Origin of the sequence: Aquirhabdus parva, assembly GCF_003351745.1 — a bacterium.
GTDB classification, from domain to species: Bacteria; Pseudomonadota; Gammaproteobacteria; order Pseudomonadales; family Moraxellaceae; genus Aquirhabdus; species Aquirhabdus parva.
Genome location: NZ_CP031222.1, coordinates 3,709,857 through 3,735,151 on the forward strand (window position 1 = coordinate 3,709,857; position 25,295 = coordinate 3,735,151).

34 protein-coding genes, 3 tRNA genes and 1 pseudogene are annotated in these 25,295 nt (G+C 45.3%); 21 read left to right on the forward strand and 17 right to left on the reverse strand.

Annotation, left to right across the window (positions count from 1 at the left end):
- Positions 1-29: 29 nt before the first annotated feature.
- From nusA to tpiA, 6 genes are all read right to left on the reverse strand, one after another.
- Positions 30-1,505: a transcription termination factor NusA gene (gene nusA / locus HYN46_RS16725; RefSeq protein WP_114900444.1), complete on the reverse strand. Its 1,476-nt coding sequence runs from the start codon at positions 1,503-1,505 to the stop codon at positions 30-32.
- 145 nt (positions 1,506-1,650) lie between these two features.
- Positions 1,651-2,247 (reverse strand): LSm family protein, encoded by a 597-nt coding sequence (locus HYN46_RS16730; protein WP_114900445.1) that lies wholly within the window; start codon positions 2,245-2,247, stop codon positions 1,651-1,653.
- A 277-nt stretch (positions 2,248-2,524) separates the two neighbouring features.
- Positions 2,525-2,601: transfer RNA gene (locus HYN46_RS16735), tRNA-Met, on the reverse strand.
- Positions 2,602-2,738: 137 nt separating this feature from the next.
- A tRNA-Leu gene (locus HYN46_RS16740) sits at positions 2,739-2,823 on the reverse strand.
- A 29-nt stretch (positions 2,824-2,852) separates the two neighbouring features.
- The gene (secG, locus tag HYN46_RS16745) at positions 2,853-3,191 is read right to left on the reverse strand and encodes a preprotein translocase subunit SecG (RefSeq protein WP_114900446.1); all 339 of its coding nucleotides are present in this window, start codon (positions 3,189-3,191) and stop codon (positions 2,853-2,855) included.
- Between the two features lie 16 nt (positions 3,192-3,207).
- Complete coding sequence (gene tpiA, locus HYN46_RS16750) at positions 3,208-4,014, reverse strand: triose-phosphate isomerase (protein WP_114900447.1); 807 nt, start codon at positions 4,012-4,014, stop codon at positions 3,208-3,210.
- A 111-nt stretch (positions 4,015-4,125) separates the two neighbouring features.
- On the opposite strand from tpiA, the gene HYN46_RS16755 reads away from it, so the two are divergent.
- From HYN46_RS16755 to HYN46_RS16785, 7 genes and pseudogenes are all read left to right on the forward strand, one after another.
- Positions 4,126-4,434 carry a DUF1653 domain-containing protein gene (locus HYN46_RS16755; protein ID WP_114900448.1) on the forward strand — a complete coding sequence of 103 codons (309 nt, stop codon included), beginning with the start codon at positions 4,126-4,128 and terminating at the stop codon, positions 4,432-4,434.
- 125 nt (positions 4,435-4,559) lie between these two features.
- Complete coding sequence (gene pilB, locus HYN46_RS16760) at positions 4,560-6,269, forward strand: type IV-A pilus assembly ATPase PilB (RefSeq protein ID WP_114900449.1); 1,710 nt, start codon at positions 4,560-4,562, stop codon at positions 6,267-6,269.
- Between the two features lie 164 nt (positions 6,270-6,433).
- Positions 6,434-7,660, forward strand: coding sequence for a type II secretion system F family protein (locus HYN46_RS16765; protein WP_114900450.1), 1,227 nt, complete (start codon positions 6,434-6,436; stop codon positions 7,658-7,660).
- 8 nt (positions 7,661-7,668) lie between these two features.
- Positions 7,669-8,556: a prepilin peptidase gene (locus HYN46_RS16770; protein WP_407640809.1), complete on the forward strand. Its 888-nt coding sequence runs from the start codon at positions 7,669-7,671 to the stop codon at positions 8,554-8,556.
- 149 nt (positions 8,557-8,705) lie between these two features.
- A complete protein-coding gene (coaE, locus tag HYN46_RS16775; RefSeq protein WP_114900452.1) occupies positions 8,706-9,314 on the forward strand; it encodes a dephospho-CoA kinase in 609 nt (202 codons plus the stop codon).
- Positions 9,315-9,353: 39 nt separating this feature from the next.
- The gene (locus HYN46_RS16780; RefSeq protein ID WP_114900453.1) at positions 9,354-10,229 is read left to right on the forward strand and encodes a PhzF family phenazine biosynthesis protein; all 876 of its coding nucleotides are present in this window, start codon (positions 9,354-9,356) and stop codon (positions 10,227-10,229) included.
- Positions 10,230-10,271: 42 nt separating this feature from the next.
- Positions 10,272-10,382: pseudogene (locus HYN46_RS16785) on the forward strand (carboxymuconolactone decarboxylase family protein); the annotation flags it as partial.
- A gap of 92 nt (positions 10,383-10,474) precedes the next feature.
- Here the strand turns inward: HYN46_RS16785 and HYN46_RS16790 are convergent.
- From HYN46_RS16790 to HYN46_RS16840, 11 genes are all read right to left on the reverse strand, one after another.
- Entirely contained in the window at positions 10,475-10,729 is a 255-nt protein-coding gene (locus tag HYN46_RS16790) for a pyocin activator PrtN family protein (RefSeq protein WP_114900454.1), read from the reverse strand.
- Positions 10,729-10,977 carry a hypothetical protein gene (locus HYN46_RS16795; RefSeq protein WP_114900455.1) on the reverse strand — a complete coding sequence of 83 codons (249 nt, stop codon included), beginning with the start codon at positions 10,975-10,977 and terminating at the stop codon, positions 10,729-10,731. The genes HYN46_RS16790 and HYN46_RS16795 overlap by 1 nt, the downstream gene beginning before the upstream one ends.
- On the reverse strand, positions 10,964-11,206 hold the full coding sequence (locus HYN46_RS16800) for a hypothetical protein (protein WP_114900456.1): 243 nt from the start codon (positions 11,204-11,206) through the stop codon (positions 10,964-10,966). Before HYN46_RS16800 ends, HYN46_RS16795 begins: the two co-directional genes overlap by 14 nt.
- Positions 11,203-11,586, reverse strand: a complete 384-nt coding sequence (locus HYN46_RS16805; protein WP_114900457.1) for a hypothetical protein — start codon at positions 11,584-11,586, stop codon at positions 11,203-11,205. The genes HYN46_RS16800 and HYN46_RS16805 overlap by 4 nt, the downstream gene beginning before the upstream one ends.
- Positions 11,583-12,218 (reverse strand): DUF551 domain-containing protein, encoded by a 636-nt coding sequence (locus tag HYN46_RS16810; protein ID WP_162818277.1) that lies wholly within the window; start codon positions 12,216-12,218, stop codon positions 11,583-11,585. Before HYN46_RS16810 ends, HYN46_RS16805 begins: the two co-directional genes overlap by 4 nt.
- Entirely contained in the window at positions 12,215-12,763 is a 549-nt protein-coding gene (locus HYN46_RS17445) for a hypothetical protein (protein ID WP_210009263.1), read from the reverse strand. Before HYN46_RS17445 ends, HYN46_RS16810 begins: the two co-directional genes overlap by 4 nt.
- 2 nt (positions 12,764-12,765) lie before the next feature.
- Positions 12,766-13,170, reverse strand: coding sequence for a hypothetical protein (locus HYN46_RS16820; RefSeq protein ID WP_114900459.1), 405 nt, complete (start codon positions 13,168-13,170; stop codon positions 12,766-12,768).
- Positions 13,170-14,300 (reverse strand): DNA polymerase III subunit beta, encoded by a 1,131-nt coding sequence (gene dnaN / locus HYN46_RS16825; protein ID WP_114900460.1) that lies wholly within the window; start codon positions 14,298-14,300, stop codon positions 13,170-13,172. Before dnaN ends, HYN46_RS16820 begins: the two co-directional genes overlap by 1 nt.
- On the reverse strand, positions 14,300-14,629 hold the full coding sequence (locus tag HYN46_RS16830; protein WP_114900461.1) for a hypothetical protein: 330 nt from the start codon (positions 14,627-14,629) through the stop codon (positions 14,300-14,302). The genes dnaN and HYN46_RS16830 overlap by 1 nt, the downstream gene beginning before the upstream one ends.
- Positions 14,626-14,910 (reverse strand): hypothetical protein, encoded by a 285-nt coding sequence (locus HYN46_RS16835; protein WP_114900462.1) that lies wholly within the window; start codon positions 14,908-14,910, stop codon positions 14,626-14,628. Before HYN46_RS16835 ends, HYN46_RS16830 begins: the two co-directional genes overlap by 4 nt.
- Positions 14,911-15,193: 283 nt before the next feature.
- Positions 15,194-15,925, reverse strand: coding sequence for an XRE family transcriptional regulator (locus HYN46_RS16840; protein WP_114900463.1), 732 nt, complete (start codon positions 15,923-15,925; stop codon positions 15,194-15,196).
- 133 nt (positions 15,926-16,058) lie between these two features.
- Here HYN46_RS16840 and HYN46_RS16845 point away from each other — a divergent pair, with 133 nt between their 5' ends.
- From HYN46_RS16845 to HYN46_RS16910, 14 genes are all read left to right on the forward strand, one after another.
- Complete coding sequence (locus HYN46_RS16845) at positions 16,059-16,340, forward strand: helix-turn-helix domain-containing protein (RefSeq protein WP_114900464.1); 282 nt, start codon at positions 16,059-16,061, stop codon at positions 16,338-16,340.
- A gap of 13 nt (positions 16,341-16,353) precedes the next feature.
- Complete coding sequence (locus HYN46_RS16850; RefSeq protein WP_114900465.1) at positions 16,354-16,587, forward strand: helix-turn-helix domain-containing protein; 234 nt, start codon at positions 16,354-16,356, stop codon at positions 16,585-16,587.
- On the forward strand, positions 16,580-18,196 hold the full coding sequence (locus HYN46_RS16855) for a DNA cytosine methyltransferase (protein WP_114900466.1): 1,617 nt from the start codon (positions 16,580-16,582) through the stop codon (positions 18,194-18,196). Before HYN46_RS16850 ends, HYN46_RS16855 begins: the two co-directional genes overlap by 8 nt.
- Positions 18,193-18,933, forward strand: a complete 741-nt coding sequence (locus HYN46_RS16860) for a phosphoadenosine phosphosulfate reductase domain-containing protein (protein ID WP_114900467.1) — start codon at positions 18,193-18,195, stop codon at positions 18,931-18,933. Before HYN46_RS16855 ends, HYN46_RS16860 begins: the two co-directional genes overlap by 4 nt.
- A complete protein-coding gene (locus HYN46_RS16865; protein WP_114900468.1) occupies positions 18,930-19,700 on the forward strand; it encodes a helix-turn-helix domain-containing protein in 771 nt (256 codons plus the stop codon). Before HYN46_RS16860 ends, HYN46_RS16865 begins: the two co-directional genes overlap by 4 nt.
- Complete coding sequence (locus tag HYN46_RS16870) at positions 19,697-20,140, forward strand: hypothetical protein (protein ID WP_228254842.1); 444 nt, start codon at positions 19,697-19,699, stop codon at positions 20,138-20,140. The genes HYN46_RS16865 and HYN46_RS16870 overlap by 4 nt, the downstream gene beginning before the upstream one ends.
- A 2-nt stretch (positions 20,141-20,142) precedes the next feature.
- A complete protein-coding gene (locus HYN46_RS16875; protein ID WP_114900469.1) occupies positions 20,143-20,673 on the forward strand; it encodes a Lar family restriction alleviation protein in 531 nt (176 codons plus the stop codon).
- 5 nt (positions 20,674-20,678) lie between these two features.
- Positions 20,679-21,302 (forward strand): hypothetical protein, encoded by a 624-nt coding sequence (locus HYN46_RS16880; protein WP_114900470.1) that lies wholly within the window; start codon positions 20,679-20,681, stop codon positions 21,300-21,302.
- A 118-nt stretch (positions 21,303-21,420) separates the two neighbouring features.
- Positions 21,421-21,774 (forward strand): Acb2/Tad1 domain-containing protein, encoded by a 354-nt coding sequence (locus HYN46_RS16885; protein WP_114900471.1) that lies wholly within the window; start codon positions 21,421-21,423, stop codon positions 21,772-21,774.
- A gap of 194 nt (positions 21,775-21,968) precedes the next feature.
- Positions 21,969-22,259: a hypothetical protein gene (locus HYN46_RS16890; RefSeq protein ID WP_114900472.1), complete on the forward strand. Its 291-nt coding sequence runs from the start codon at positions 21,969-21,971 to the stop codon at positions 22,257-22,259.
- Positions 22,260-22,286: 27 nt separating this feature from the next.
- Positions 22,287-22,363, forward strand: a tRNA-Met gene (locus tag HYN46_RS16895).
- Between the two features lie 202 nt (positions 22,364-22,565).
- Positions 22,566-23,198, forward strand: a complete 633-nt coding sequence (locus HYN46_RS16900) for a putative metallopeptidase (RefSeq protein WP_114900473.1) — start codon at positions 22,566-22,568, stop codon at positions 23,196-23,198.
- A 39-nt stretch (positions 23,199-23,237) separates the two neighbouring features.
- Positions 23,238-23,702, forward strand: a complete 465-nt coding sequence (locus tag HYN46_RS16905) for a DUF2280 domain-containing protein (RefSeq protein ID WP_114900474.1) — start codon at positions 23,238-23,240, stop codon at positions 23,700-23,702.
- Positions 23,692-25,293, forward strand: a complete 1,602-nt coding sequence (locus HYN46_RS16910) for a terminase (protein ID WP_228254843.1) — start codon at positions 23,692-23,694, stop codon at positions 25,291-25,293. The genes HYN46_RS16905 and HYN46_RS16910 overlap by 11 nt, the downstream gene beginning before the upstream one ends.
- Positions 25,294-25,295: the final 2 nt, after the last annotated feature.

Sequence of the window (25,295 nt, forward strand, 5' to 3'; positions counted from 1 at the left end):
GCGTAGAGCTGGGAACGAAGACTTGCGCCTTAGTTAAACCAAGACTCACGCGCTTTCATAATCAATTTACCTGCGGTCGCAGTATCGACGCCAAGATCTTCAAGATCGCCAACAGCTTGGTCTGCAAGGTCGTCAACGGTAACAATGCCGTGTGCTGCCAAGTTAAATGCAAGATCACGATCCAGGCCTTCGAGCGCCAGCAATTCTTCGCTAGGGTCTTGGATGCTTTCTTGTTGTAACAATTCATCAGCAAGTGCCGCATCTTTGGCGCGAGCTTGTAGTGCCGCGATCGTCTCGTCATCCAAACCTTCAATTTCATGGAAGGTTTCAGCAGGCACAAACGCCACTTCTTCGAGTGAAGTAAAGCCAAGCTCAACCAGCGCAGTTGCCAAATCTTCTTCGATTTCCAAGCGCTGGATGAATAAGTCAACATACTGTTGTGATTCAGATTGTTGGCGAGCGCGGTATTCGTCTTCGAGCATCATGTCGAGGCGATAACCTGTTAATTCAGATGCCAAACGCACGTTTTGACCCTGGGTACCGATGGCACGTGCCAATTGGTCACTGGCCGCAAAAATGATATCCGCACTGTGTGCATCTTCATCCAATACGATACCTGATACGTCAGCAGGTTCAAGGGCGCTGGCGATATATTGTGCAGGATCATCAGACCAGATAACCACGTCAATGCGCTCGCCTTCCAGTTCTTGCTGAACCGCTTGGATACGTGTACCACGCATCCCGATACATGCACCAACCGCATCAATACGATGATCGTTGGTTTTGACTGCAATCTTGGCACGTACACCGGGTTGACGCGCAGCGCCTTTGATTTCAATGATTTCTTCACTGATTTCAGGTACTTCTTTGCGCATCAAGGCAATCAGCATTTCTGGGCGTGAACGAGACAACAACAGCTGTGCACCGCGACCATCACGATTGACGCTAAACAAAATCGCAGTAACGCGTTGTTTGGCACGCAATACTTCACGTGGAATCATTTCTTCACGCGCCAAATAGCCTTCAGCGTTATTGCCTAAATCGATGATGAAGCCGTCTTTGGTTTGCTTTTTTACTTCGCCATAGATGAGCTCACCAACACGTTCTGCATATTCATCAGCAACCATCGCACGCTCAGCTTCGCGAATTTTTTGCACGATAACTTGTTTCGCAATCTGGGCAGCAATACGACCGAATTCAATCGATGGGATTTGCTCTTCGCGCACATCACCGATTTTCCATTTCGTTGGATCAAGATCACTGATCGCATCTTGTAGGCCAGGCATTTCATGATCTTCATCGGCAACAACAGTCCATACGCGGAAAGTGTCGTATTCACCGGTTTTACGATCAATCGATACACGCAGATCTACTTCGTCGTGTTCGTAGAATTTTTTCTTGGTTGCTGCAACCAGCGCCTGTTCCATCGCTTCGAAAATTGCCTCACGGCTCACGCCTTTTTCGTTGCTGACGACTTCCACGACGGTCAGAATTTCACGACTCATAGGTCACCTTATGATCTTAAAAAAGCAGTTAGAAAACTATTTGAAAACAAATATTAAGTAAAATTTATAACATCAAAAACTGTAAAACATTCACGAAGCAACAGCATACATCCATGTTCGCAATCAATTTTTTGCAAAACGCGAATTAAACAGGTGCAAACACCAAATTAGCTTTATCAATATTATCCGCATCAACTGTGACAGTCACACCGTCAAACTCGACCGTGAGCACCTCATTTTCTAGCGCTTTGAGTAAACCGGTCAGTTTACGGCGATTAGCAACCGGTGCTATTAGTCTTAAGTGCACGGTTTGACCGACATAAGGTTGCATTTGCGCAAGCGTAAAGAACGGACGATCCCAACCTGGTGAGGAAACTTCAAGAATATATTCACCTGAGATTGGATCATGCACATCCAAGACACCATTCACTTGATGAGTCACATTGACGCAATCTTGGACACCAATGCCGCGGCCTGTCTCTGGCGCATCTTCATCTAGTTCTTCGTCCGGTGCATTGTTATCGACGACATCATCAGCAATATCTTGGTCTGGATTCAATGCGGGTACGGAGAAACCGGTGGGCAATGCTGGGATTTCTGTATCTGGACGATCAATATAGATACGTAATAGTGAGCGTTTGCCCTGAGGTAAGAACTCTAGACCCCATAGTTCGACACCACACACCGCAACGGCGGGTTGGATAAGATCAAATAAGGCTTGAGTTTTTTGGGATAATTTCATGGTTTGTCTAAACTTTTTGTTAAGTACGGTCGTCAAATATGTTCAATCACGCCGTTCGTTTGAAAGAAGCATAAAGACATAAATCACGAACGACAAAAACAAAAAATGGGCATGAAGCCCATTTTTAACAGTTCATTCAATACCATCTATTATAAAGGATCACTGCCACAATGAAAGCAATCGATAATAGCTGATTTGAATGCTACTGCACGAAACTGTAAGAAAAATCACATCAATGTAAGCAGTGCTGTCCATTCAATGTGTCTTTCAAAATAAGTGGTAGCGGGGGCTGGATTTGAACCAACGACCTTCGGGTTATGAGCCCGACGAGCTACCAGACTGCTCCACCCCGCATCAACTGGACGGCATAGTATGCCTATCCTTACCTTCTGTCAACGTTTAATTTGCTGACGCCCGATATTTATATTTCATTGATTATAAAAGGTTAATTAACAACCAACTAACCTTTTTACTTTGAAACCTAAATATCATGGTGCGGAAGGGGGGACTTGAACCCCCACGCCGTTAAGCACTACCACCTCAAGGTAGCGTGTCTACCAATTCCACCACCCCCGCAAGAAGGACGACAAGTCTACTGGATTCAATTAAGAATTGGAAGGGGTCTTTGTCGAAATAGTTGTAGGAGTTGGTGTACTTACTGGCGCAGGTGCCGAGTTAGTTGCTGGTGTTGGCAGGCTAAATAGCGATTCAGCATGACGCTTGGCAAAAATTGCCAGTGACAGACTGGTGATAAAGAAGATGGTGGTCAGAACCGCAGTTGACTTGGTCAGGAAGTTTGCTGAACCTGATGCTCCGAATACGGTATTTGATGCGCCTGCACCAAAAGATGCACCAGCTTCTGCGCCTTTGCCTTGTTGCAGCAGGATCAAACCGATCATGCCCAATGCCACTAAAATATGTAATATCAGTACCAGCGTTTCCACGTTTACATCTCCACGCTTAAGCGATATCAAACGCTTTGGCGATTTGCAAAAAAGAATCAGCATCAAGTGCTGCACCACCAACCAATGCCCCGTCGATATCCGGGCACTGGGCAAGTAATCCTGCATTATCCGACTTTACGCTGCCGCCGTAAAGTAGGCTCGTCTCATTTAACGCAGGACGGATGTGACTGAGGACTTGACGAATCGTGGCATGCATCTGCTGTGCATCTTCTGGACTTGCTGTACGACCGGTCCCAATTGCCCAAACGGGCTCATAAGCCAAGATAAATTTTTGTGGGTCAATGATGCTTAAAAGTTGAGTATGTGCAGTCACTTGCGCAGTGACTATAGCAGTCGCCTGCCCAGATTCTCGCTCACTGAGGGTTTCGCCTACACACCAAATGACCCCTAAACCGGCATCTAGTGCAGCGCGAAGTTTTAATTCGATCAGTGCTTCGTCTTCATGGTGTAATGTTCTGCGTTCTGAATGACCGACAATCACCCACTCCGTACCTGCATCTATCAGCAAATCTGCAGAAATGTCGCCAGTAAATGCACCTGTATGACGTTGGGTCGCAACGTCTTGAGCAACCAGTTGAATCTTTGAAGGGATATTGGCGTGCTGAATGAGGCTGCTAATTGTGATTAAATGTAAATGCGTCGGTGCAATGGCCAGTTGACATTGTTGGATAGGCGTAGTGCTTAGTTCTGTGATCAGTGCCTGGGTCAGGTTTTTAGCCGCAGCAAGATTGGGGTTCATTTTCCAATTGCCGATAACCCAGCGTTTACGGGTTGTGAAAGAGGGTGACGCGCTTGTAGGCATAATTTATTCGTATGTCAGTGCAAAATTGCGTTAATTCTAGCGCAAATCGATGATGAATAAATATGGATCGTTATTTTTGGTTCTTTAAGATCATCACTTCGGAGTAAAAATATGCAGCATGGATTGGAAAATACTGATTCAACGATTGAACCGCTCAAGAACGGTCGCTATCGCCATTATAAAGGACAGTTTTATCAGGTCTTAGGCACAGCGAGACATTCTGAAACGCGCGAGTGGCTTGTGGTCTACCGCTGTTTATATGATGACTATAGTCTTTGGGTGAGACCTCTTGAGATGTTTATTGAGTCGATTGTTTTAGAAAACGGTGTGCAAGTCCCACGGTTTAGTTTCGTTGATCAAGATGTTGATGATTTTGTAAACAGTAGTGATGGTGAACCAGTGGGCAATTTAGGCAAATAATAGAATCCTGACCGATACTTAAATGCATATTTAGATATGTTATCCGATTGTACAGTCTTGCGGAGTGGGTTATAGTCGGGAAGCTCACGGAGGTGAGGTCTTTGATAACGAATGGATGAAGGTGTATGTCTGGACAAGCGGTATCCTTCGGTGGTTTAGCGCGTCAGATTGTGAATGAAGGTATCGTCACAGCTGAAATTATGCAGCGCGCAGCCAGCGATGCTCAAACCGAAAAAATCACATTAATCTCGCATTTAGTCTCCAAAAAATTGGCCAAAGCCGATCAGATTGCTTGGTTGGTTGCGCGCGATTTTGGTGATTCCTTATTTGATCTTGATGCGATAGATCAGAGCCTCATCCCGAAAGATCTTGTAGACGAGAAGATTGTTCGTCAGTTTTCTGTTGTGCCTATTTTTAAGCGCGGTTCCCGAATATTTGTCGCGATGAGCGATCCGACACGGGTGGATGCGTTGGAAGCCATCCGTTTTGCCAGCCGCTTAGCGGTTGAGGCGGTTGTGGTCGAAGAGGACAAGCTGGCGCGACTGATAGAAAAGCTTTATGAAAACATGACCACCGCTGATTTTAGCGGCTTTGGTGGTGATGTTGAGCTGGATGTCGAAACCGAAAACAACGACGATAAAAATGCAAACGATGCAGCAGGAGCGGAAGAAGCTCCTGTTGTAAAGTTCATTAATAAAATGCTGATTGATGCGATTCGTATGGGGGCTTCAGACTTACATTTTGAGCCCTATGAGAAAAGCTATCGGATTCGCTATCGTGTTGATGGTGTGATGCGCGAAATTGCCCGTCCGCCTATTCAATTGGCGCCTAAATTGGCAGCGCGTTTGAAAGTCATGTCGCAAATGGACATTTCTGAAAAGCGTATGCCACAAGACGGTCGAATTAAGCTCAAAGTTTCTAAAACCAAAGCAATTGACTTTCGTGTGAACTCTCTGCCAACTCTGTATGGCGAAAAAATTGTTCTGCGTATTTTGGATGCGTCGAGTGCGATGCTGGGTATTGATGCGCTCGGTTATGAGCCTGAACAAAAAGCATTGTTTATGGCTGCTCTTGAGCGCCCACAGGGAATGTTGTTGATCACAGGTCCAACTGGTTCAGGGAAAACGGTTTCGCTCTATACGGGTCTGAATATCTTGAATACAGTTGATACGAATATTTCAACAGCAGAAGACCCTGTTGAAATTAACTTAGAAGGGATTAATCAGGTTAATGTCAACTTAAAAACAGGCTTAACCTTTGCGGTCGCGCTCCGTGCATTCTTACGCCAAGATCCTGATATTGTGATGGTGGGTGAAATCCGTGACCTTGAAACAGCCGAAATAGCTGTAAAAGCTGCACAAACAGGGCATATGGTGATGTCAACATTGCATACCAACAGTGCTCCGGAGACGTTAACGCGTCTGCGTAACATGGGTGTGCCTTCATTTAATATTGCAACTTCAGTGAATCTGGTGATTGCGCAGCGCTTAGCACGCAGATTGTGCCCAGCGTGCAAGAGCCCTGTTGATGTACCGGCGCAAAGTTTAAAAGAAATGGGCTTTACCGATGAGGATTTGGCAACAGGATTTAAAGTTTATCAGCCCGTTGGCTGCTCTGAATGTCGTGATGGCTATAAAGGCCGTATTGGAATTTACGAGGTAATGAAAGTCACGTCTGAGATTTCACGGATTATTATGGAAGAAGGCAATGCGATCGATATTGCCGATGCATCGCGTCGATCGGGCTTCAATGATTTACGCCGTTCAGGACTGATCAAAGTTATGCAAGGTATGACCAGTCTGCAAGAGGTAAACCGAGTCACAGGTGGCGAGTAAATCGATCATAAAACTGCGCAGGCGCTGTTTTGTGATTAATAAAATGAGTTCAAAACGTTGATGAAGACAGAGCGATTGCATGCGGATGCTGCAATTTAGAGATGAAGGACGATGTGTCGTATTGGTATTTAATTTCAATAGGACACGCTAAAAAGAGAGCGAACATGGCCGTCAATAAAGCACAGGATATTCCGAATTTTCTCTACGAGGGAACCAATCGGCGGGGTCAAAAAATCAAGGGGGAAATCCCTAGTAAGAATATGGCTCTGGCGAAAGCAGTCTTGCGTAAGCAAGGGATCAATGTCACCAGCATCCGCAAGAAACAAAAGAATTTGCTTGAGTTCATTTCCAAGAAAAAAGTCTCGGCAATGGATATCGCGATTTTTACGCGTCAATTGGCGACGATGATGAAAGCTGGGGTACCCTTAGTTCAATCTTTTGAGATTGTAGCCGAAGGATTAGATAATCCATCAATGCGTGAAGTTGTTTTGGGCATTAAAGGTGAAGTGGAGGGAGGGAATACCTTTGCAGGTGCCTTACATAAGTATCCCCAGTATTTTGATGAGCTCTTTTGTTCACTGGTTGCTTCAGGCGAGCAATCTGGTGCATTAGAAACAATGCTAGATCGTGTAGCAATCTATAAAGAAAAGAGTGAGTTGCTAAAGCAAAAGATCAAGAAAGCAATGAAATATCCTATCGCGGTTATTATCGTTGCATTAGTTGTGACGATTATTCTGATGGTAAAGGTTGTGCCTGTGTTTCAAGATCTGTTTGCGTCTTTTGGTGCGGATTTGCCCGCATTTACGCAAATGGTAGTTAACATGTCCAAGTGGATGCAGGATTACTGGTGGGCATTGATAGGTATTATTGCGCTTGCCGTTGGAGGATTTACAGAGTCGTTTAAGCGTAGCGAAAAATTCCGTGATTTTTTGGATAAGCTGGTACTGAGATTACCTATTTTTGGTGATTTGGTTTACAAGGCGATTATTGCGCGCTTTAGTCGGACATTAGCCACAACTTTTGCGGCTGGGGTACCATTAATTGATGCATTAGAGTCAACTGCTGGTGCAACCAATAATGTTTTGTACCGCAAAGCAACCATGCAAATTCGTGAAGATGTTTCGACAGGGCAGCAACTGCAATTTGCAATGCGTTCGACGGATCGTTTTCCATCAATGGCCATACAAATGGTTGCGATTGGTGAGGAGTCTGGTGCTTTGGATGCGATGCTTGATAAAGTAGCGACTCACTTTGAAAATGAAGTGGATAACGCAGTTGATGGTTTAACATCGTTGATGGAACCTTTGATTATGGCCGTTTTGGGTGTGCTTGTTGGGGGGCTGGTGATCGCAATGTATCTGCCCATCTTCCAAATGGGCTCGGTGATGTAATGCAGAATTTGCACGATGCTTTGGATGTGATTATTGCTTTACCTTGGCTCAGTACATTGCTGATCGCATTACTGGGGCTGTGCGTCGGTAGTTTTTTGAATGTCGTGATTTACCGACTGCCGCGAATTATGGAAAGTGAGTGGCATCAAGATTGCTCCGTGCTCCTGCATGACGAGTTGCAAGAACAACATCGCTTGGATGAGTCTAAACCCCCAGCAAAAATGACACTGAGTCAACCTGCTTCCACGTGTCCATCCTGCGGTCATAAAATCCGTTGGTATGAAAATATTCCGCTGCTGAGTTGGCTAGTACTCCGTGGTAAATGCAGCGCATGTAAGACTTCTATTGGGATTCGCTACCCTTTGGTTGAACTATTAACCATGTTGGCGTCACTCGCTGTATTTTTAGTCTTTGGTCCAACGTTACAAATGCTTTGTGCTTTAGGGCTTACTTGGGCATTGATTGCTTTGACAGGTATCGATTTTGATACCCAATATTTACCCGATCGCATTACTTTACCGCTTGCTGCTGCAGGATTATTGGTCAATGCACAAAGTCTTTTTGTATCGCCGAGTCAGGCGATTTGGGGCTATGTCATTGGTTTTTTGGTACTGTGGATTGTCTATATTCTATTTAAAGTGATCACAGGTAAAGAAGGCATGGGCTACGGGGACTTTAAGTTACTGGCCGCGCTCGGTGCTTGGTTGGGTCCCATGCAATTGCCGTTGATTATCCTATTATCGTCCTTTGTGGGTGCCATCATTGGTATTATTTTACTTAAAGTACGTAAAGAGAATCAGCCATTTGCATTTGGACCCTATATTGCAATTGCTGGATGGATATCGCTACTGTGGGGCAATCAGTTGGTTACTGGATATTTAGGCATGTACCATTAGATTTAGAACGCGGTGTCAGCAGACATCGTGCACTGCTTAAAAGACAAAATCCCTAAACCTTGGTCAAAGAGAGGTTTGGGGATTTTTGTTTGTGGTATTTAATGCTTCAATAGCGTATTCATCGCATCTCTCATCAATAGGTCCGAGCTATGTTCATTGTGGGTTTAACGGGTGGTATAGGCAGTGGTAAAACAGCAGCAAGTGATTGGTTTGCAGCTCAAGGGATTACGGTGGTCGATGCCGATGTCGTCGCGCGCGAAGTGGTGATGGTAGGTCAGCCAGCACTATTAGAAATTGCAGAAACGTTTGGTCATTGGGTACTCCAACCCGACGGCACTTTGGATCGGGCTGCGTTACGTCAACATGTATTCTTACATCCTCAGGATCGTCAGAAATTAGAAAAGATCACCCATGCACGTATTCATGTGGCGATGGCACAGCAGTTGCAAGCGGCAACATCGCCTTATGTCATTTTGGTATCTCCTCTTTTGCTTGAATCTGGGAAGGCAGGGCTTTCCAGTTTATGTCAACGTATTTTAGTGGTTGATGTACCAGAAGAAGTGCAGCGTATCCGTGCCGGCGCTCGTGATGGACAAACACTAGAGTCGATTGATCGAATCATGGCTGTGCAGATTGCCCGAACAGATCGCTTGGCCCAAGCTGATGATGTGGCCGTGAATGATGGGGAGCTAACGCATTTGTATCAGCAGTTACGCGTCTTGCATGCGCAATATCTAGAGATGAGCCGAGATCATTGATTTTTTATCAGATAATTATTTAGCAATGAGCGTTTAGACATGGCAAATGTGCAGATTTCTTTTACATTGATGGATGTTTTTGCACATCAACCTTTATCAGGGAATGGGCTTAGTATCTTCAGTCTTGTAGAGGATCTCTCTGATGACTTGATGTTGTCGATTACACAAGAGATGCGTCAATTTGAAAGTATTTTTATCAAAAAGATTGATCACTCACCATCGTTCGCTGTGCGCATCTTTACCATGGAAGAAGAGCTCCCATTTGCAGGGCATCCATTGATTGGTGCGGCGGCGTATCTTCATCACAAGAGTTATCCGAAGCAAGATGAAGTGGCGCTGAGTTTGATCACAGAATCTGGAGAAGTTTCAGTCTGTAGTCACCATATAGCGGGTGAATATTGGGCCGAAATGGATCAAGGCGTTGCCAAAGTATCGTCCCCTATTTCTGAGGAATATTTTGAAGAGATATTAGCCGCCTTAAATTTGACCCAAGCTGATCTCATCCCGAATTTACCTTTACAGGTGATTTCGACGGGTCTGCCTTATTTAATCGTGCCGCTACGTCAAAACCTACAACATGCTGGGATCGTTATTAAACACTTCGAAGCGCTATTGACCAAAGTTGGAGCAAAATTCGTGTATGTTTTGGATGTGCACCGGCGCGAAGGACGAACATGGGATAATGATGGACGGGTTGAAGATATTGCGACGGGGAGTGCAGCGGGACCTGCAGCGGTCTACTTGACCCTACATGGACATGCTAAGGTCAATGAAACGATCCAATTCAAACAAGGGCAATATGTGGGAAGACCCAGTGAGATTTTCGCGACGGTCAGTGCTGAGTTGCCGTGGTCGGTTAAAGTACGTGGGCAGGTTTGCTTTGTGGGCGAGGGTACTTTGACGTTACCTCGCTAGATGTTTCTAGCGTCTGATTTAAGTGTTTTTGAGTACTCAATAATGTCTAATACCAATCAAGAAAAGGGTTTAAAGGTGCGCACCGAAGTCATGGGTGAAGCTTTTGTTCAGCGTGCAATTGAAAACACGACACCGCTGACAGAGCCCATGCAGGCTCGGCGCAATAAAAAAATATAATTGTTATAAATAAGACATTTATTGAGTTTTAAAAAAATCATGTAGCAAAGGTGTAGTAACACACTGGCTTAATTGTTCATGTTAAGCCAGTCTGATTTTGCCTTTTCCGCAGCGGCATCCATTGCTAAGCCTAGATCGACAATAGAAACCATATGTTCGGCTTTGTGGCCTTGTTTAATGGCCGGGTAGGGTAAGCCCTGCTTGTTTGCCAAGCGTTTAGCCTGCGTCTCATCCATGCCTAAATCCCATGTATCAAGCGCTTGACGTAGCGTAATCATAGGCGACTTAAATTTAAGTGCAAGTAAAAAATAACTATCGGACATTATTCATTCTCCTCGCGTTTATCTGCTTTCAATTTCAGTTCCGCTTTGGCTTTCTCAAGCCGCTTTAATTCATATTCCAACCGCTCGGCATACCAGAACATAGGATATGTCGTGTAGCCGCCTCGGTAGGTTCCCCGTTCTAGCCAAACAAAACAGGGGTATTCTTTAGGGTCTTTGCCAGTTGGGAACATCTCAAGATGACTGTTTTTAAACCGACTCCAACCCCTCTTAGTTTTAAGTAGGTGCATGGGGCTTATCCTTAATGAGTGCGAATAGCTCAGTTAGTGCATTATTAATATCAGTCAAAAACGCAATATTAATGTCAGTTAAACTTGCATCCATTACTTTATGAATCGCCCCCTCAAGCTCTGCTATGCGCTCATCTTGAAGTATTAAAATTTCTAATGTCTCTGGTTTTGTGATCCCAGCATCCATCCACTTTATTTTCAGTTCACGCAATCTGATTGAGTTACTCATGATTCGCACCCGACAGGCGGCTTAGGCGGAAAACACTTTGGTTTTGGATGCCATAGACCTTTTTCATATTGGACATTTAGGTACCAAATAGCTGTATTTGGATAGTTCTCGGTGATAGCCCACAAGTAGCCGCATTCATCTGTATCTGCTTCTGTCGGCAACCGATCAGCTATATTCACCCATTCACTTTCAACAATAATTGAATCCAGTTTGGCCGCTTGCCATGCCTCAAATGCTAGTTTTGTCTCATGGGCAATGTAGACGGCACCAATGTTTTTAGCTTTCTTAAATACATTGCTGTAAAAAGTGGCTAATTTTTCATAAGCGGTAGTGGTCTTAAACCAAGCTTCAAACCGTTGTTGTTCTAATGGGTTGCTCATGATTGCACCTCGTTAGGACGGCCTTTGAGTGGTTGCCAATGAGAGACGGTACCCATAACAGCCATGTTCATTTCTGGGCCGTCCTCATAGCTGTACCAGTCTGCAGGCCAATAAAGCATGTCTGAGTCATCGTCGTATACTGCTTCGCCTTCATATGGCCGTTCAGAGCTACAAACTACGCTCTTTTCAGAGACCCAAAAAGCAACACGTTGTCTGAAACCATCCCAGATCAAAACATCATCCTCATTGTCCGGGTATCGGTCCTTAGTGCTGATCCAAGAATCAGACTCAAAATCAATCCACTCAATGCCTAGAATGTCTTTGATGCTTTCGAGCGCTTGGCCTGCAGACGTGTCTTTGCATTTGTTGCTTCTTATGTTCTGCAAGTGGCGCAAGAGAACAGTTTGAATTTTTGCTAGATCAGTTTCATCCGATGCAGGCGCAGCAGCTTCAACACCTTTTATTGCCCAATTGGCCGGGCAATTGGTACATGATCGAAAATCATTGCCTTTGTGTGTGCAGCTTAAAGACAGTGTTTGGCTTGTTTTTCCGCACCTGTCTAAGCACTGCGCGTTATGCTCAGTGATTAGGGATGTGAGGCGTATTACTTCGGCTTTATGATTGATACTCACAATTGCACCTCCACTGCTGGCGATGCGCCCTCCTGGTACTCATACACCACTTCCCAAGTCGGGTGACACCAGTGAACCTTACGAATAGGATCATCATCAAAGACAATCCCAACATAGGCGGCGCGGGTTTTGGTTACGCGGCCTTTGCGACCCTTAAAATGCGCCACTGTATCTTTTTGGATTTTTAGGCCGTAGGTCTGATTGATATAATCAAACATAGGGTCATGATGACGTTGTACCCAAGTGCAGTAAGGCCCATCTTCGGTATCAAAAATGCACAAAATAAACCATCCTTCACCCGCAGGCTTTGATGGTTGCCATTCGGTAAAACCATCTAAATCGCCTTCCATATAGCGATTAAATAACTCTTCCGCGTCGCCTTCGAGGAAAATGGTTTGTTCACCAGTTAATTGCTGGTCTTTAAGCCACGCCTTCCAAAGTTGCGACGGTACAACTTCGCCACCGTCAAATTCAGGGAAGTCCGGGTGGTACCAAAAGCCGCCCTCACCGCGCACGACTGGCGCGGGTTGTATTAAGTGAGTCATGATTAGCCCCGCGCCGTAGGCAAAATTTGCAGCAGCGTGTCGATAATTTCTCGAAGTGCTGGAAATTCCGGCTGGTTTGCTTCATCAAATACGGCTTCGGCTCTTTGATTGCCATACTCAACTATTTTCTTAACAATTGAATCAATATCAAAGGACGGTTCAATATCCAAAGATTCGATGCGATCCTCAAGTAACACAAGAGCGTCGTGTTCTGCATCTTCTTCGATACTGAATTTTTTAGCCCGGCAATCGTCATAGTTTGAGTCATCTTCCTCTTCATCATATTCCGCGCTCTCTAAAGAGGCTTGGACATCTTGAAGTGCCGCAAATGCTGGATGACTTGGCGTAACGTGGAGGCGTGCATAGGTCAAGCGTTCAACAGCATCATTAAAATGTGCATTCATCATTAAGCCCTCATGGGTGATAAAGTTATTTGACAGTCCGCACCGTCAACAGGTTCAAAACGTAGTGCTGCGTGTGAATCTGCAGGCATGAAGATTTTCACGTCCTCGCTATCAATGAATTTCATGGCATCGAGCACGTAATCACGATCAATACAGATCGTGTGATCTAGGTTTTCGGTAAGAGTAGCTATGCACTCTTCGTTACCGCTTCCGCTTCCGTGTCTCTCGGTGTAATTAACAAGTAGGCGATCTTTGCAAGGGGTAATGGCGATGGCGCAGAAACTCTTGCTTGAGTCGGCTATGTAGCCCGCAGTGGCAATTTCAACCGCTTGAGTGAGCTCATGGCGGTTTAGGACCGTATTAAAATCCCCTCTTGGAACAATGCGCTTCCAATCAGGGTATTTACCGTCAATTAGCTTGGTTGTGAGTTTTACGCGGTCTACGGTGAAACTGGCTGTACTGCGCTGTAATTGCAGGCAGCAAGCTTTTTCTTTTGCATTTGAGATTAACTGCACAATAGTCTTAACAGTCGGTGCAGGGATGATTAGAGAGGCAGCAACACCCGTTGTAATGGGTAGGCTAAAGCTGGCGAGGCGATGACCATTAGATGCAATTAACGTAATTGAATCTTTATCCATTTGAAGGGCTACCCCGGTGAGGTAGTACCGGACATCGTTATGAGCGACAAAAGGCAGAACGGCTTTTAAGGCAGACGTAAAGTCTTTTGGGTCCTCAAGATCAAGTTGCGCGACCTGTTTAACATCACGATCAATCGACGGTAAATCCTCAACTAAGGCCGTCTGCAGCGTTAAAGCCGCTTTGCCGCATTCAATGTGTAGCGTGCGGTTTTCATCTAAGAAAATATTGATCGGCTTAGAGCGAGTAGACAGGCGCTTAATGATGTTGGTGAAGGCGTAGTTATTGACAGCACATGAGCCCTCTTTAAACTCACCATCAAGCGTCCGGGATGTCTCTATCTCAATTTCTGTATTGGTGCCCCGCATAGTTAAAACGCCATGACTCACAGTCAAAGCAACATTGCTTAGGATCGGCATAGTTGATTTTGTGTGAATGGCCGGTGATAACGCGGCAAGGTCAGAGGCAATCTGTGTGCCTAAGATTGTGATATTCATTAAGCTGCGACCCCTTCAGTTTTATGAAACTTTGCCTTAGTGATGATTTTTTTTGCATGATCCAAAGCAAAACAGCCATAAATGCCGCGAGGCTCAAAAACTGAAACCAAAGCTTCCAGCGCTTCAAGAAGTTCCGGCGCTGTAGCAATAAGCTGCGCATTGCTTGCTTGCACACCGTCAGGATGTTCGCAACCGTAAATCGTTGAAATGCGCGTACCTAAATAGCGTTCGCTATTACTGACAGGGCGAATTTCTGCAATTGAATTTGTGCATTGTTCGTGGGGATGGTCAAAGCAGGCCACCCAAGGTCCGGGGGTATGCTTATTCATAGATGTACCCCAACAGCACAGGCCCCGATGTAGAGGCCAAGGAAAACAAGAAAAACACCGATAATCACCAAACCGTTACCGCCTGACTCTGGATCAATTTGAGGCTGTGCAAAGTCGGGGGCTTGTAAGCGCTGTGTGCAAATCTGATCGATACGCTCAAAATCGATATCTTTGATCGGGTTTGGTTGATTGGTAATGGAAATATCTTTTACCGGGTTTGGTGTGGCTATGAGATCGATTCCCTCAAGAAATTCTTGTAAATCGCTTTCAAACTTATCCATAATATTTTTACTCCAACACTATTTGGGGTCATGCCCTTGGTTGCTAGAACAACGTAAGGGCTTTTTATGGGTCGCTGTATGCGTCCTAATGCAACAAATTAAACCATCGGTTTAATATTAAATCAACGGTTAAATTAAACCGTTGGTTTAACTGGTTACAAAATGATCAATAGATAAGCGATGGACAAAGAAAAGCCCACTGTAGAAAGTGGGCTATGTGTTGAATGTAATTTAAGATTTTTTGCTTAAAATATCATCGATCTTAGGGTAAGTCGGGTAAAGATTATTTTTTGCGGGGGAGTGGGTTTTGTACATCGAAGGCATAACCAAGCACGATAAACCGCTGTTCTTTAATTTGCTCTGCAGTAAGTCTTTCTTCCGGGTACTCTTCGGCGTTCTTGCTAACAACACGTAAGCCGCCAAGCGGTAGATTATATAAATACTTAAATTTAAAAGCCCCGTCATGCTCAATCGCATAAACGCAACCATCTACAATCTTTGTGTCGCTTAAGTCTACATATACCGTCGCTTTATCCTTAATTTCTGGATAATTTGAATTGCCTACCGCAGTCATTGCCGCCGCGCTTGCAGGGTCTACTCCATAACTCTTTAATGTTGAACGACTTAACCAAAGTCGTCGTGTTTCATTTTTCAAAGCCTCTCCTGTTGCGCCTGATCCACAAGCTAATAAAAAATCCTTATAAAATGGAATGGCTATGTCGTCGTCGTCCATTTCCGTATCGTTATCCCATGCGAGGACCGGGGTCACGATGTTTTCTTCTATTGGTATGCCGTCGGGAAGCATTGGCCCTTGACCATCTAGTAACCATCCAGAATTTACACCCGTCAACTTGGCAAGTTCGGAAAGTGTGTCGTTTGAAATCTTCCCCTTTTTCCAATTCGTAGCGGCTTGCGCAGAAAAGCCAAGCAGGATTGCAGCCCGCGACCAAGAGAGCCCTTTGTGATCAAGGGCTAGTTTAATTCTGTCCTGTAGCAGGGCTGGTGTAGATGTCATGTTAACTCCAATGCGTTAAACCGCAGGTTTATATTCTGAGTATTTATAAAACGAAAAGGAATAAACCGCTAGTTGCATTTTTATTAAACCAATGGTTTAATAATTTGCGGATTAATTAAATTGGAAATTTAACATGTCATCACAAAAACAAGTTTCAGCCCTTGAAAAAGCTATTGCTGCGGTAGGTGGTCAAGCAAACGCGGCGGCAATTTGTAATATCAGTGTTGCGGCCATTGGCCGTTGGGTTAAGCGAGGGCATTTACCACGGACGGAGTACACAGGCGAAACGAACTATGCAGAATTGCTTGCTCAAAGCGTTACAGCCCAACAGGATTCTTTCACCTCTGAATGGCTATTAGAGCACGCAAACCCTAGCAAGGTTTATAAACCCCAAAGCCTCGCGCTTGTTGGTTAAGGCGGTGCAGATCATGAGCACTTCTGGACAAGCCGCCGCAATTTTGCAGGCCCTTAAAAATGGCGAATCAATAACGCAAGCTGAGGCTATCCCCCGGTTTAGTTGCTATCGGCTGGCCGCGCGTATCAATGAACTACGTGCAGCAGGGCATAAGATCGTAACGCAGCATGAGCGCATTAACGGCGGTTCGTTTGGTCGTTATGTATTGGCCGATGATTCTGTTAAGGCTGGTGCAACCAATGAATAGCCACATATCAGTAAGTCAAACTACTATTGATTATCTACGTCAGTATTGTGCTTTTGGGGAACCTGATTTTTATGGGCTATTTCCGCATGAACTTATTGTCGATAATTTTGCAGGCGGTGGCGGGGTAGCAGAGGGCCTTGAAGAGGCGTTTAAGCGTCCGGTTGATATCGCAATCAATCACGACCCTAAAGCCTTGGCAATGCACCGTATAAACCACCCAATGACGAAGCATTATTGTGAGTCTGTATGGGATGTGGACCCCTGCGAAATTACCAAAAATCAGCCTGTCGGCTTGGTGTGGCTATCACCAGACTGTAAGCATTTCAGCAAAGCCAAGGGCGGTACACCCGTTGATAAAAAGATTCGTGGTTTGGCATGGGTTGCGCTTCGCTGGGCTGCAAAGGTGCGTCCGCGTGTAATCATGCTTGAGAATGTCGAAGAGTTCAAAACCTGGGGGGATGTTGGCAAAGATGGCAGGCCATGCCCTAAGAGCAAAGGTCGGACCTTCAATTCTTTTGTTAATGCTCTGCGTCGTCAAGGGTATGACGTTGAGTATCGGGTATTGCGTGCGCATGACTTCGGAATGCCTACACTGCGTAAGCGTTTCTTTTTGGTAGCCCGTAAGGATGGATTGCCGATTAAGTGGCCTAAACCTACTCATGGCGATCCAGCAAGTGATGCAGTCAAAAAAGGCAAATTATTGCCTTGGGATATTGTGGCAGATTGTATTGACTGGTCCATTCCATGCCCTTCAATATTTGAACGTACAAAGCCGCTGGCCGATGCGACATGCAAGCGAATTGCAACAGGTTTAATGCGTTATGTCGTGAATGCTGATAAGCCGTTTATTGTTAAGTGTAATCATACTTCGCCTCAATATTCCGCATTCCGTGGTCAGAGCATTTTTGAACCACTACAAACCATTTCTTCTAAAAATGGCTATGGGATTGTTGCGCCTGTCTTAACAGAGTGTGCTAACGCTTCATCACCGCGCTGCATGCCTGCTAACGAGCCAATACGCACCATATGCGCTCAAACTAAAGGCGGTCATCATGCCTTGGTTGCTGCATTTCTAACAAAAAACTATACAGGTGTTGTTGGTTGCCCGGTCACTGGCCCAGCGCACACGATCACCGCAAAAGATCATCATTCTTTGGTGACTTCCCATCTTGTAAAACTTAGAAATAACAATGTTGGTCAGTCTGTAGAAACCCCGTTACATACCATCACGGCTGGCGGTGGTCATTTTGCCGAAGTGCGGGCTTTTTTGACAACTTTCTACGGTAACGATAAAGACGGCCAATCACTTGATAAGCCAATTCGCACAATCCCCACACATGACCGTTTCGGGCTAGTCATGGTCGATGGTATGCCATATCAAATTGATGATATCGGCTTTCGCATGTTGCAACCGCGTGAGCTATTCACCGCGCAAGGGTTTAGGCGTTCTTACATCATTGACCGCGGTATTGATGAGCATGGCAAGGTTATACGCCTCACCAAAACAGAACAAACTCGGATGTGCGGCAATTCGGTACCGCCGGGTTTACCTAAGGCGCTAGTTTTGGCGAACTTTGGGCATGAGATTGCATGGAGGGAGTCGGCATGACACGTATTGTTTGCAATTTCTCAGCCGGTGCGGCCAGTGCCGTCGCCACAAAATTAGCCCTGCAACAATATCCTGATGCTTTGATCGTTTGTGTGTGGATCAAGGAAGAGCATCCAGACAATGCACGTTTCAGAGCAGATTGTGAAAAATGGTTTGGCCGTGATGTCACCATCATCAAAGATGAAAAGTACGGCAGTTCTGTGCGTGAAGTATGGCGTAGAGAACGGTTTATGAAGTCGCGCCATGGTGCGCCATGTACTCGCATTATAAAGCGTGCCCCTCTTGATAAGTTCGCAATGCCCGGTGACATACAGGTTATTGGTTATACGGCTGATGAGCCATGGAGGCGAGATGATTGGTTAGAGCGTCACCCAGATATGCCAATACTTACCCCTTTAATTGATGCTGGCCTAACTAAATCTGATTGTTTAGCAATGGTTGAGCGAGCAGGCATAAATCTGCCTGAAATGTATCAACTTGGCTTTAACAATAATAATTGCATCGGTTGCGTAAAAGGTGGGATGGGATATTGGAATAGGGTGCGGACCCATTTCCCTGATGATTTTGCAGAAATAGCAGCTATACAGGCCGCAATTGGCCCAAGTGCTAATCTTTGGGTGCATGGTGGTAAACGTATAAGCCTGCTTGAATTGCCTGTCGATGCGGGTCGCCATGATGAGCCTTTGCCTGACTGCAGCATGTTATGCGAACTCGCAGAGCGGGGTTATACAGCATGAGCGTAGATGCCACCGTCTGGGCTTGGAATGTGCCCGTATTCAGCAGTAGCGAGCGCCTTGTTTTGCTGGCCCTTGCGGATCGTGCTGGTGAGGAAAATACGTGCTGGCCGTCCGCTGAACGCCTTGAAAAAGATACCCATCTTGATATCAAAACCGTCAAAAAGGTGATCACCGATCTAATCAACCGGGGCCTCATTGCCGACACTGGCAAGCGTAAGGGGTCAACTGGCCGTGTCCGGGTCCTTGAATTGGTCGGCGTAAAGAACCGTGAAAACTACCGTAATGAACCCAAAAGCGGGTCTGTTGAATCGACCCAAAAACGGAATGATTCCAAAAACGGAATGATTCCAAATTTGGATTTTAATGAACCCAAATTTGGGTCGTTGAATGAACCCAAAAACGGGTCGTTGAATGAACCCAAATTTGGGTCGCAGAACCTAACAGGGAACCTCCCACAGAACCTTCCAAGAACCTCAACTTTTTCGCAAGCGAAAAATCTTCGGTTCTTGGAAGGTTCTGTGGGAGGTAAGGCAGAAGCCCAACACCACCCACCACCCATATTTTTGACCGCTGGCAATAAGTACACGCTAAAAGAGATGAGAGAGAAGGTATCAATTGATATTGATGAATATTTTATCAATGATAACTTGCTGAAAAATAAAGACTTTACTGAAACTTTGGCAGAGCTTCACCTTTTAGCAATTAAAGACCCGCAGCATTTTAGAAATATTTATAGATTGAATCCACCAGAAGGAATGACAACATGATAGAAAAAAGCATGGTTGAAACAGTAGGGCATTATCTTGTTGGCATTGATCCCGGTGTAAAGACAGGGTTTGCAACCAAGAAAAAAGGCAGCAAACAGTTAATCAGGGTGAAAACTACAACCATCATTCAGGCGATTGAATGGATCAAAGAACTCTTGCTCAATGGCTGTACCGTTGATTTACATATTGAGGATGCCAGAAAAAGAACATGGTTCACAGGTGGACGGGAGAAGGCCCAAGGTGCGGGCAGTATCAAGCGTGATTGCCAAATCTGGGAAGAATGGGCCAAAACCCAACCGGGTGTAACACTTCACCTCATTGCACCTAAAAACAGCATGACCAAGGTCAAAGACGGGATTTTTAAAAAGATCACTGGTCATGAAGGCCGCACCAGTGAGCACGCCCGGGATGCTGCAATGTTGATCTTTGGGCGGCCTTAATTATGAGAGTAAATTTACATGAAGCGAATGCTTGTGATATTGCAAATTTGAGGGGGTATGGCCCCCGCCAAATTGAAAGTATTCAATATGTGCAAGGTACAGCATTATTTCTGGTCATGGTGACTGGTAGTGATGAAATGATATATACCTCAGATGGAAAATGCGTTGATAATAAATTGTTTAGTGATGAATCTTGCGACATCCTGAGCGTTAATAAACGCGTAATTATCAACGCTTGCCCTTTTTGCGGTGGCCCGCCTGTTGTTTTGGTGGAGTTAGATAAAAGCATGATGGCCGTTCGTATTGAGTCGGACTCGGCTTGGACAACTGAATGTTTTTTAGGGCATGTTTGGTGCCATGAGTGCGGCTCTAAAGGTTCGGAAACTGAGCACGATTTTGGTGATATTTTTGATTCAGAGGATAGAGAGGCAGTTGCTAGGGAAGCGGTTAGATTGTGGAATAGACGTGAAAATATTTTTGGTGGCGATCATTCCCGGTTGTTTGATGTGAACAAAGATACACAAGGGAGATAATGAGTATGAGCATTTTAACATTACCTAAAAAGGATAAGTTTGAGCTGATTGATTTAGCACAGAAACTTATGGACGGGTTTAAAGATGGTCAGTCAAGCACTAAGAAAACCACGGGCGGCAATCGTGTTGCTGAAATGATGGGCGGCTTGCCTGATGATCAATGCGCCTTGCTCTGGGCTCTAATCCGATCAACCAGAAACAATGACCGATATTTTGGTTTAGTGCAGTTATGCCTAACTAATGCTATCCGTCAACTCTTTGTTGAAAAACAAGTTAAGTTTGCGAAGCTGAATGCAAAGGATGTTGCAAAAGGAATTGCCCGCTCTGTCTTGACTCAGTATCTTTTCAATAAGGGAATGTGCCGCATATGCTGCGGCGATGGCAAGCATACAACACCGCATTTTCCATATTTTAGAGACTGTCATTTTTGTGCGGGTACGGGTACGGCAAACTATACCGGAGTAGAACGCCATAGACTCACGGGCTTAGATATCGCAAGACAAGTCTATCTGCGAACCTACGGTGAGTTTGAGCAGGCAGCATTCGATATTTTGCACGCTTGGCGGCTTGGATTAGATATTCATTTGCGCGGTTATTTTTACCATGCAGCAATAGAATATGATTTATAGGGGGTTGCTTCGGGTGCAGATTTGGGGTATGTTTTCGCCATAGTGGAAAAATACGCAAAAAGCTCAGGTCTTAATTGATTCTGGGCTTTTTTATTGCCTGTTATTTTTGGAGAACATCGTGGAAAATCAACACCGTAAAATCAAAGGCTACCGCGATTTAAGTCAAGAAGAAATTGACCTGATGAATCGTATCAAGGCTAAGGGTTCAGAGCTCTTGGAGTTGCAGGCAGAGTTGATGTGCCGCCTAAATACTGACCTAAGTATTAAAAATGGTCAGATTGGTACATATGAGTCTTATTACAATTTAGCGCCCAATGATGCAACGGCTTATAAGGTATTCAACGAAGCTAAAGACGAACTAGCTCGTTTTAAAGCCGCTGAGCCTCAACGCTGGGCCGCAATCGGCAAGACTGACATTGAGACGGGCATTATGGCCCTTGTTCGTTCAATCGCTCAGCCTGCGCCTTTCTAAGAATAAAGCCAAGGGGTGCGGTGTGGTGAGTGCCTCCCCCGACATAAATTAACTCACCACTAATTCGAGACAAAGCCCCCGAAGGGAATGGTTCGCCGGTTGCCATTCCAAAATCAGTCAACCCGGCACTAATTTGTTGTACCCCTTCCCCCTTGTTGCTTGCAGCAGGGGATTTTTTATTTGTGGAGTTCGATATGTCAGCCAAAGAACTAAGAGAGCGTCTTATTTTAGGTGTTCTTGCATATCGCCCTGATATGAATATAGAACAGGTTCTTTTAGTAGCAAAAGACCTTGAGTCTTGGGTCAATGGTGATGACAACTTTAGCCCAGATAGTGAAACAAAACCGCAGAAAGGCGTGTCTGTAATGCCTGCAGTGACCAGTATAACTAAGGGTTGTCCAAATAAAGGCAAGGCATGTTTTTGTACTGGTGCATGTATGGGTAATGGTACGGATTCAAATTTTATAAAAGGTTTTATTACTTAAGAGAATCTTCTTAATAGAGGTTTTTTTTGCGGTGTAGTTCAGCCCGGTAGAACGTGAGAGTCATAACCTCAACGCCGCTGGTTCAAATCCAGCCGCCGCAACCATATTTTTTAGGGCCTGTTAATCATGAAGATCATCAAGGCTGGTCGTCCTGCAGATTCAAAGCCATATATCGCTGATTGCCGCGATTGTGGCGCACGCTTTGAGTTTATGAGGCATGAGGCCCAGCTTAAATATGATCGGCAGCATAGTTGCTTAGCGATCAATTGCCCTTGGTGCCATAAAGAAATTCATAAGGCGGTTTAAATGAGCGCCCGGCCATTCCCTCCAACACATTTAAAGCCTGATGAGGGTGTTTATGTTGAGGGGTCGCAGTTTGCGCCCGCGCCCGATGTATGGGATTGGATACATAACAATATTATCGATCCCTCTGGATCAATCCATAACCCGGATCATGAGCATTTAATGGGTCAAACAGAGATTGCTGTGATGTGGTCAAGTGAGCCATTCATAAAGCAGGGTCGCAGGGTATTAGGTCAATGTGAGTCTGTGGCTTTTCGTGCTGGTGGTTGGCAAAAACTAAGACAAGAACGACAAATGCTTGATTGGTTCGGCTATGTGCCTAAATTTCTTATTACATTGGCCGCGTCATATTGCTTTGAGTGTTCGGATTCAGATTTTTGCGCCCTTGTTGAACATGAGCTTTATCACATAGCTCAAGCTGTGAACGAATTTGATATGCCGAAGTTTAACAAGCAAACCGGGCAAGCAATCCTGACCATGCGCGGCCATGATGTTGAAGAGTTTAAAGGTGTTGTGCGTCGTTATGGCGCGAGTGAGGATGTGCAAATGCTGGTTGATGTTGCCAATAATCCACCAGAGGTATCACGGGCAGACATAGCTCACTCATGCGGTACATGCTTATTAAGGCTGGCTTAGGAGGCTTTTTGATTGACGTAGATTGACAGGTGGGTACTTATGGCAGCGCTAACAAATGAGTTAAAACGATTTATCGTTCAATCGCTTGCGTGCTATGACACACCATCTCAAATCGTGTTAGCCGTCAAGCAAGAATTTAAAATCGATGTTACCCGGCAGCAGTGCGAAATGTATGACCCCACAAAGCGGGCGGGTAAGAATTTGAGCAAAAAATGGGTTGATGAATTTCATGAAGCCCGGACCAAGTTCAAAGAAGATGTCAGCGACATCCCTATAGCAAACAAGTCTTTTCGTTTGCGTGCCTTGAACCGTATTGTCGATGAGGCAAAAGGTAATAGCGTATTGAAAATGCAGGCTTTGGAGCAGGCCGCAAAAGAGGTGGGCGACTCATACACGAACCGCAAAGAGATCACAGGCAAGGGCGGCGATCCTTTGTCTATGCTGGTTACACAATTGCAAGGTTCTGCATTGCCGTTTGCGGAAACGGTTACAGATGATGATTGATATACCGCGCCGGGCCGATGGTGGGATTGATTTTAACTTTAGGCCACAAACCCCCGAACAGATGTTTTATTGCTTGCAGGACGCAATGTGGCGGGTTTGTAGTGGTGCGCTGTATAAGATCATGATCAAGGGCGACAATGACGAAGATGTTTTAGTTCAGGAGTTCAAGCCCAACGCCGCACAGATGCGGTTAATTAAGCGCCTTTGGTACCGAAACATCATCTTGAAGGCCCGTCAACTTGGTTTTACCACACTAATCTGCATTTTGTGGCTGGATCATGCGTTATTCAATGCTGATACCCGTTGCGGGATCATTGCGCAGGACAAAGAGGCAGTACAAAAGATATTCCGGGATAAAGTGCAATTTGCATATGAGAAGTTGCCCGATGTGCTGAAAAACGCAATGCCTCTTGCTCGATCTAATGCGTCAGAACTTCTTTTTGGTCACAACAATAGTTCGATCAAAGTGGCGACTTCGATGCGTTCAGGCACGATTCACCGCCTGCTTGTCTCTGAGTTCGGCAAAATATGCCATATGTTCCCTATCAAGGCCGCAGAGGTTGTTACGGGTTCATTGCCTGCGGTACCAAAGAACGGAATGGTCGTGATTGAGTCTACCGCCGAAGGGCAAGACGGGGATTTTTTTAACATGACTCAATCGGCTAAGAAGGTTAAAGAACTAGGCCGCAAACTGGCACAAAAGGAGTATCGATTGCATTTTGCCCCTTGGTTTGATGAGCCACATTATCGGGTGAATCCTGATGATGTCGTCATGACCGATAAAGATCACAAATATTTTGATGAGCTTGAGGCAAAGCTAAATGTTTCTCTCGATCTACAGCAGCGTGCTTGGTATGTATCAGAACGTGATGTGACGTTTAGCGGCAATCCGCAAAAGATGTGGCAGGAATACCCCTCGTTTGTTGATGAGGCTTTCCAAGTTAGCAAAGAAGGTTGCTACTACGCCGAACAAATGACGATTGTTCGTAAGCAAGGACGCATTACCACCGTCAAATATACGCAAGGCGTGCCCGTAAATACCTTCTGGGATATTGGAAGCAGTGATGGTTGTGGCATATGGCTGCATCAACGTGTCGGGCTGCAGGATCGATTTATAGGCTATGTCGAAGGCTGGGGAGAGCCTTACGCCTTCTACGTTAAAAAGCTTCAAACAACAGGCTATGTGTGGGGAAAACACTGTTTGCCACATGATGCCGGGCATGTAAGACAAGGACAGGTCGCAAACACAAGCCCTATGAAGATGCTGCAAGATTTAGGGCTGCGCGATATTGTGATTGTTAACCGGGTTCAAGACTTGCAGCAGGGGATACAGATCACCCGTGATGTTTTGGTGGGTGATGTCTGGTTTGATGCCACGGAATGCAAAGAAGGGATTGCGCACTTAGACGGTTATACGAAGTCATGGAGCCAACACCGGGGTACATGGTCGGATGAGCCGCTTAAGAACATACATACCGAAGGCGCAGACAGTTTTAGACAGTTCCCGCAGGCAATGGCCCAAGGGCTATTGAATGTCAAAGTTATTCCAAAATCTACACAACGTGGTCGCCGTGGCGGCTGGATGAGTTAATC

Bases quoted from the DNA above. Each gene is read 5' to 3' on its own strand.
- HYN46_RS16780 (WP_114900453.1), top strand. From the start codon at position 9,354: ATGGCAAATGTGCAGATTTCTTTTACATTGATGGATGTTTTTGCACAT.
- HYN46_RS16765 (WP_114900450.1), top strand. From the start codon at position 6,434: ATGGCCGTCAATAAAGCACAGGATATTCCGAATTTTCTCTACGAGGGA.
- HYN46_RS16865 (WP_114900468.1), top strand. From the start codon at position 18,930: ATGAGCGTAGATGCCACCGTCTGGGCTTGGAATGTGCCCGTATTCAGC.
- HYN46_RS16805 (WP_114900457.1), bottom strand. From the start codon at position 11,586: ATGAGCAACCCATTAGAACAACAACGGTTTGAAGCTTGGTTTAAGACC.
- HYN46_RS16890 (WP_114900472.1), top strand. From the start codon at position 21,969: ATGTCAGCCAAAGAACTAAGAGAGCGTCTTATTTTAGGTGTTCTTGCA.
- HYN46_RS16795 (WP_114900455.1), bottom strand. From the start codon at position 10,977: ATGCACCTACTTAAAACTAAGAGGGGTTGGAGTCGGTTTAAAAACAGT.
- HYN46_RS17445 (WP_210009263.1), bottom strand. From the start codon at position 12,763: ATGACTCACTTAATACAACCCGCGCCAGTCGTGCGCGGTGAGGGCGGC.
- HYN46_RS16855 (WP_114900466.1), top strand. From the start codon at position 16,580: ATGAATAGCCACATATCAGTAAGTCAAACTACTATTGATTATCTACGT.
- HYN46_RS16840 (WP_114900463.1), bottom strand. From the start codon at position 15,925: ATGACATCTACACCAGCCCTGCTACAGGACAGAATTAAACTAGCCCTT.
- nusA (WP_114900444.1), bottom strand. From the start codon at position 1,505: ATGAGTCGTGAAATTCTGACCGTCGTGGAAGTCGTCAGCAACGAAAAA.
- HYN46_RS16850 (WP_114900465.1), top strand. From the start codon at position 16,354: ATGAGCACTTCTGGACAAGCCGCCGCAATTTTGCAGGCCCTTAAAAAT.
- HYN46_RS16820 (WP_114900459.1), bottom strand. From the start codon at position 13,170: ATGATGAATGCACATTTTAATGATGCTGTTGAACGCTTGACCTATGCA.
- HYN46_RS16860 (WP_114900467.1), top strand. From the start codon at position 18,193: ATGACACGTATTGTTTGCAATTTCTCAGCCGGTGCGGCCAGTGCCGTC.
- HYN46_RS16755 (WP_114900448.1), top strand. From the start codon at position 4,126: ATGCAGCATGGATTGGAAAATACTGATTCAACGATTGAACCGCTCAAG.
- pilB (WP_114900449.1), top strand. From the start codon at position 4,560: ATGTCTGGACAAGCGGTATCCTTCGGTGGTTTAGCGCGTCAGATTGTG.
- HYN46_RS16730 (WP_114900445.1), bottom strand. From the start codon at position 2,247: ATGAAATTATCCCAAAAAACTCAAGCCTTATTTGATCTTATCCAACCC.
- tpiA (WP_114900447.1), bottom strand. From the start codon at position 4,014: ATGCCTACAAGCGCGTCACCCTCTTTCACAACCCGTAAACGCTGGGTT.
- HYN46_RS16900 (WP_114900473.1), top strand. From the start codon at position 22,566: ATGAGCGCCCGGCCATTCCCTCCAACACATTTAAAGCCTGATGAGGGT.
- HYN46_RS16800 (WP_114900456.1), bottom strand. From the start codon at position 11,206: ATGAGTAACTCAATCAGATTGCGTGAACTGAAAATAAAGTGGATGGAT.
- HYN46_RS16835 (WP_114900462.1), bottom strand. From the start codon at position 14,910: ATGGATAAGTTTGAAAGCGATTTACAAGAATTTCTTGAGGGAATCGAT.
- coaE (WP_114900452.1), top strand. From the start codon at position 8,706: ATGTTCATTGTGGGTTTAACGGGTGGTATAGGCAGTGGTAAAACAGCA.
- HYN46_RS16870 (WP_228254842.1), top strand. From the start codon at position 19,697: ATGATAGAAAAAAGCATGGTTGAAACAGTAGGGCATTATCTTGTTGGC.
- HYN46_RS16905 (WP_114900474.1), top strand. From the start codon at position 23,238: ATGGCAGCGCTAACAAATGAGTTAAAACGATTTATCGTTCAATCGCTT.
- HYN46_RS16875 (WP_114900469.1), top strand. From the start codon at position 20,143: ATGAGAGTAAATTTACATGAAGCGAATGCTTGTGATATTGCAAATTTG.
- dnaN (WP_114900460.1), bottom strand. From the start codon at position 14,300: ATGAATATCACAATCTTAGGCACACAGATTGCCTCTGACCTTGCCGCG.
- HYN46_RS16910 (WP_228254843.1), top strand. From the start codon at position 23,692: ATGATGATTGATATACCGCGCCGGGCCGATGGTGGGATTGATTTTAAC.
- HYN46_RS16880 (WP_114900470.1), top strand. From the start codon at position 20,679: ATGAGCATTTTAACATTACCTAAAAAGGATAAGTTTGAGCTGATTGAT.
- HYN46_RS16830 (WP_114900461.1), bottom strand. From the start codon at position 14,629: ATGAATAAGCATACCCCCGGACCTTGGGTGGCCTGCTTTGACCATCCC.
- HYN46_RS16845 (WP_114900464.1), top strand. From the start codon at position 16,059: ATGTCATCACAAAAACAAGTTTCAGCCCTTGAAAAAGCTATTGCTGCG.
- HYN46_RS16790 (WP_114900454.1), bottom strand. From the start codon at position 10,729: ATGTCCGATAGTTATTTTTTACTTGCACTTAAATTTAAGTCGCCTATG.